The organism is Clostridioides mangenotii TR (genome assembly GCF_000498755.1).
In the GTDB taxonomy this organism is placed as follows: Bacteria; Bacillota; Clostridia; order Peptostreptococcales; family Peptostreptococcaceae; genus Metaclostridioides; species Metaclostridioides mangenotii_A.
This window is the reverse complement of sequence record NZ_AXUS01000050.1, coordinates 1-4,681: the sequence shown is the minus strand read 5'-3', so window position 1 is coordinate 4,681 and position 4,681 is coordinate 1. Positions and strand designations below refer to the sequence as shown.

12 protein-coding genes are annotated in these 4,681 nt (G+C 28.2%); all 12 read left to right on the top strand.

What is annotated here, in order from left to right:
- Positions 1 to 237, top strand: a 237-nt coding sequence (locus tag T473_RS0115080) for an ATP-dependent Clp protease proteolytic subunit (protein WP_024622593.1), incomplete at its 5' end; no start/stop codon positions are given.
- 12 nt (positions 238 to 249) lie between these two features.
- On the top strand, positions 250 to 423 hold the full coding sequence (locus T473_RS18685) for a hypothetical protein (RefSeq protein ID WP_161627578.1): 174 nt from the start codon (positions 250 to 252) through the stop codon (positions 421 to 423).
- Positions 424 to 427: 4 nt separating this feature from the next.
- Complete coding sequence (locus T473_RS0115070) at positions 428 to 1,093, top strand: metallophosphoesterase family protein (RefSeq protein ID WP_024622493.1); 666 nt, start codon at positions 428 to 430, stop codon at positions 1,091 to 1,093.
- Positions 1,094 to 1,109: 16 nt separating this feature from the next.
- Complete coding sequence (locus T473_RS0115065; RefSeq protein WP_024622592.1) at positions 1,110 to 1,388, top strand: hypothetical protein; 279 nt, start codon at positions 1,110 to 1,112, stop codon at positions 1,386 to 1,388.
- A gap of 31 nt (positions 1,389 to 1,419) precedes the next feature.
- A complete protein-coding gene (locus tag T473_RS0115060) occupies positions 1,420 to 1,761 on the top strand; it encodes a hypothetical protein (RefSeq protein WP_024622591.1) in 342 nt (113 codons plus the stop codon).
- 238 nt (positions 1,762 to 1,999) lie between these two features.
- Positions 2,000 to 2,170 (top strand): hypothetical protein, encoded by a 171-nt coding sequence (locus tag T473_RS18680; protein WP_161627586.1) that lies wholly within the window; start codon positions 2,000 to 2,002, stop codon positions 2,168 to 2,170.
- 33 nt (positions 2,171 to 2,203) lie between these two features.
- On the top strand, positions 2,204 to 2,473 hold the full coding sequence (locus T473_RS0115045) for a hypothetical protein (protein ID WP_024622590.1): 270 nt from the start codon (positions 2,204 to 2,206) through the stop codon (positions 2,471 to 2,473).
- A gap of 89 nt (positions 2,474 to 2,562) precedes the next feature.
- On the top strand, positions 2,563 to 2,736 hold the full coding sequence (locus T473_RS18675; RefSeq protein WP_161627585.1) for a hypothetical protein: 174 nt from the start codon (positions 2,563 to 2,565) through the stop codon (positions 2,734 to 2,736).
- A gap of 17 nt (positions 2,737 to 2,753) precedes the next feature.
- Entirely contained in the window at positions 2,754 to 2,927 is a 174-nt protein-coding gene (locus tag T473_RS18670; protein WP_161627584.1) for a hypothetical protein, read from the top strand.
- Positions 2,928 to 3,323, top strand: a complete 396-nt coding sequence (locus tag T473_RS0115030) for a hypothetical protein (RefSeq protein ID WP_024622581.1) — start codon at positions 2,928 to 2,930, stop codon at positions 3,321 to 3,323.
- A 231-nt stretch (positions 3,324 to 3,554) separates the two neighbouring features.
- The gene (locus T473_RS0115020) at positions 3,555 to 3,797 is read left to right on the top strand and encodes a hypothetical protein (protein WP_024622580.1); all 243 of its coding nucleotides are present in this window, start codon (positions 3,555 to 3,557) and stop codon (positions 3,795 to 3,797) included.
- A 43-nt stretch (positions 3,798 to 3,840) separates the two neighbouring features.
- A partial coding sequence (locus tag T473_RS0115015) for a DHH family phosphoesterase (protein WP_152522326.1) occupies positions 3,841 to 4,681 on the top strand: 841 nt, incomplete at its 3' end.

The window sequence follows — 4,681 nt, the reverse complement described above, 5'->3', positions numbered from 1 at the left end:
GCTGGTAAAAATACTAACTTTTTATACCATACAATGAGTTATGGTTATTATGGAAAATTAAAAGAATGTTTAGACTACGCTTCTTATCAAAATCAAGTACAAGAAAGACTTGATAAAATTATTTTAGAAAAAACAAAAATAACACAAAAACTACTTGAAGAACATAGAAAAGAAGACTGGTGGTTAAATTTCGAAGAAGCTTTTGATTTAGATATAATTCAAGGAGAGATTAAATAAGAGGTGATAAATATGGGTTCTAGTTATGACAATATGAATAAGATAGATGAAGCATTTGCTGAAGCTAATAATGCTATTTATTTTGATGATTCATCAGATTACTGTAGCGCTTTATTTAAGGTGTGTAGAATTCTAAAGCCTGAATTAAATGAAGAAATTGGGAATCAATATATAGGCGAGGATTAATAAAATGAGAATAGGAATTACAGGAGATACACATGGGGATTTAAACTTTCAACAAATATATAAAGCTAGAAAGGAAGGTATCACAGATTTATTTATCTGTGGAGACTTTGGTTATATATGGGATGGAAGTTTGAAAGAACAGAAACAAATAAATTATATGAGTAAGATTAGTATTAATATTTATTTCATTGATGGGAACCATGATAATCATGAAATCTTAAATAGTCTTCCAGTGTCTACAATGTTCGGGGGAAAGGTTCACAAGATTAGAAACAATATTATACATCTAATGAGGGGTAAAGTTTACACCATAAATAATAAAAAATTCTTTGCATTTGGTGGAGCTAATTCTACAGACAAAGAATGGAGAGTAGAAAGTAAATCATGGTGGAAGGAAGAGTGTCCGTCAGCAGAAGAAATGGAGTACGCTAGGGAGAATCTTAAAAAACATAATAACAAAGTGGATTATATATTAACTCATACTTCCTATCCAGTTGCATTAGATTATGTTGGAGGAGATACAAGAATTGATAAAGTTGCAGATTTCTTAAATGAGATTAAACAGACTGTAGATTTTACATATTGGTTTTTCGGACATATGCACATTAATTATAATATTTTGGATTTAAGGACTAGATGTTTATACAAAGATGTAATCGAATTGTATTAAAAGGAGGGAAATGATAATGGATACCAACTATAACATTGAGAGAGAGCGATATTTAGAGGTTATTGGTTATGAAGAAGATAAGGAATATGATGTTTACTTAGATTATTTCAAACAGAATGGCAAATTTTATTCATCTGGCGAGTATAAAACTAAAGCTATATGGATGCATGACTTAGCAGATGAAATTAAAGAACTTAAAGCAAAAAGTAAGTTACCTGATGTAACAGGAACTGACTTTATAATCTATGTAAATGCTATCAAGCATCCAAATGGATTTCCACTATTGATAAAATGATGTTTTTATGTAGAAAAAGGAGAAAGTAGAAATGTTGAATTTTATAAAAGCTATGCTAAAGGCAAAGGTACGACTTAAACATGAAACGGTAGGAATTAGAATTTTTAATAGTGTATCAACAGAGTTGGGGTACAGTATGTCGATACAATGTAGTGAACATCACTATTGCTCACCAAGAAAATTAAATGGATTGAATTCATATGATACATTTGAAGTGGCAATATTTTTAGAAAATAAGTTTGTATATCCAAGTGAAATAGAGAATTTTCCAAGAAAAAAAGAATTGGATCAGCATTATGAAGGTACAGTATTCGGATATGTACCCAAAGATTTAGTAGAAGATTTATATAATTATTTAAATGTTAAAAAATAGAAAGTAGAGGAAGTATGTATAAAATATTTAACGCAGTATTAACTATAGTATGGGTCTGTGACATTTTAAATTTCCCACAATTTGAGTTTTTAGATACCACATATCCAGTTAATACATTAGGATGGTTCTTAATATGGTCACTTATGCCTGGAACTGTCACAGTAAAAACAGAATAAATTCTTAATTCTATTTAAATATTTAGTTAGGGAAAAATTAATTATAAAAAAGGAGAAAATATATGACATTGAAAGCGCCACAAATAATTTTAATAGCTATATACATGTTATCCCTTGGGATCAGTATGGCGAGACACGGTGAAGAGAAGAAGGGGAAAGAAAGTTTTTTTACTTCAACAATAGCTGCGGCTATACAAATAGGATTATTATATTGGGGCGGATTTTTTAGTTAGACTCTAATTCATTTTTATTAGGGGGTATGATGAATGTTTATAGATAAAATGAGATTAATTGCTCAATATAATATGAAAAGAAATATAAAAAAAGAGTATAAAGAAGCTAAAGCAGCAATAAAACTAGCAGCAAACTCAGGTCGCACTTCAACTAAATACCATATTGTTCTCTACTATGAAAATAGAGATGAAATTTATGCTTTTATTATGGATAAATTAAAATCTAAAGGATTTAAAGTTGACATTGAAGCATTTGGGTGTAATTTGTCCCACATAAGATTACATATAGATTGGAGTATTTGAAATGAAAATGTATTGTCTAATATTGAAAAAATAATTAGAAAAATATAATGAAGTGTATCTAAATTGAGTACATGCAAGAAATACAGGTAATGTTATTAGTCAATAAAGATACTCAACAGCTATATAGGCAAGAGCTTTCTGTGTACATTAGAGAACACTGGTTAGAACCTATTGATAAAGAGCAAGTATATAAAATAATCAAAAATAGAATCGAGTTTAAATTAAATAAACTAGAATATGAGTTAGAGCTTATACAAGATTAATAAGGGAGAATTAGAAGATGGATTACAAAAAACTTAATGAATATAAACAACAGTTGAAAAGACAAGAAAAGAAATTTTATGACAAATATGAAGATGAGGAAAGTATGGCAAATGATTTATTGGATTTAGCACTAGGTATAATTAATAAGCAAAATGCCATAATACAAATTTATGAGAAGGTTGAGGAGTAAATGGTAAAACAAAAAATTGAAATAGATTTATACAAACCAAGCGAAGAGTATTTGAACATCGACAAAAAATGTGGTTATAAAGAAACGACAGAAGAAATAACAAAGATAAAAAAAGGAAGATGTATTATACATACAATTCCTGTAAGAGATACATATTCTTCAGATGACAATGAAAAATTAGACGGATTTTGTGATGCTATATTGTTTAGAGTAAAAGTTTATGACTGTAAGAATAGGATTGTGTATAGTCCTGATCGGTTATTTGATAACATTACATTTTTAAATGGGGTAGAGTGTCAAACTAGAATATCCAAAGATTTAAGCAATATGTATATATTCGACTTCCCTGTAGAGATTGATTATATTGGACGTAATGTCAATATAATTTCATTATAAGGAGAGAGTATGGAAAATATTGAATTATTAGCTCAAATTAAATTGTGGTCAGGGTATATAATACCTTTAATAATACTTGGAATTACACTGGTGTTTTATTTATTATGTGGTTGCTTAATATTTATTCTTTCTAAGTATAATTGTTGGAAAGAAAAAAGACTTAAAAAATGAAATAATCCTTTTATTCAAATAAGGACAAGGATATAAATTTTTAACTAAGGGGGAATATGAATGAACAATAAGCAGAGAAGAGTAAAGAAGAAAAATAGAAAATTATATCTAGAAACAAATAAATGCCCTAAATGTAGAAAGCAAGGAATTAGGGCTGATATAAAAAATCATAAGATGTGCAAAGATTGTTATGAATATGAAAAAGGTTTAGAGTTTACAATAACAGATGAAAAATTAGAAGAATTAAATAAAATGCTAGATATGATGAATAAGGGAGTGAAAGAGGTTGGTTTAAATAATTAAATATAAATTTACAGACAACTATTGTTCCGATGTAGTAGAGACGATGTTGGGAAATAGGAATCTTACATCTGAACAAGTCTACAAATTATTAAATCCTTCAATTGATTCTATAGAAGAGATTCATAATTTTCATACTATAAATGAAGGAATAAGTTTATTTGAAAAACACATTAAAGCAAACAATAAGATAGGAATAGTAGTTGATGTAGATGTTGATGGATATTCATCTGCAGCTATTATGTATATCTTTTTACATACATTTGTAAGCCATGAGAATATAGAAGTATTTATTCATGAAAATTCTAAAGAGCATGGATTAAAGAAAGATATAATGGATAAAGTTCTTGATTCAGGAGTTTCATTACTAATTGTACCAGACGCTGGTAGCGAAGATTATCAAGAGCATAAGGTATTAAATGATAAGAATATTGATGTATTGATCTTGGATCATCACCATTTTGAAAGAAATAATATAATTGGATCTAATACTATTATTATAAACAACCAGGACGAGACTATTAGCAATAAACATTCTTCAGGATGTACAGTTACATATAGGTTTATACACTATTACGCAGAAATAAATGACATTGATATTGATATTGAGTTTATAGATATGGTTGCTATGTCTATAATTACAGATGTGTGCGATATGAAGGAAGAGGAAAATAGATTCTATTATAATTATGGATCTAAAATATCTAATATAACAAATCCGTTTTTATTGTTCTTTGTAAATAAACTTAAGAAGAATAACGATAAGAGATTAAGTATACAGGATATCGGATATCAGATAGCACCATTAATAAATGCAACTATTAGGATAGGATCGTATGAGGATAGGTTAGAACTATTTAGAGCTTTTACTTGCAACGATGAAGATT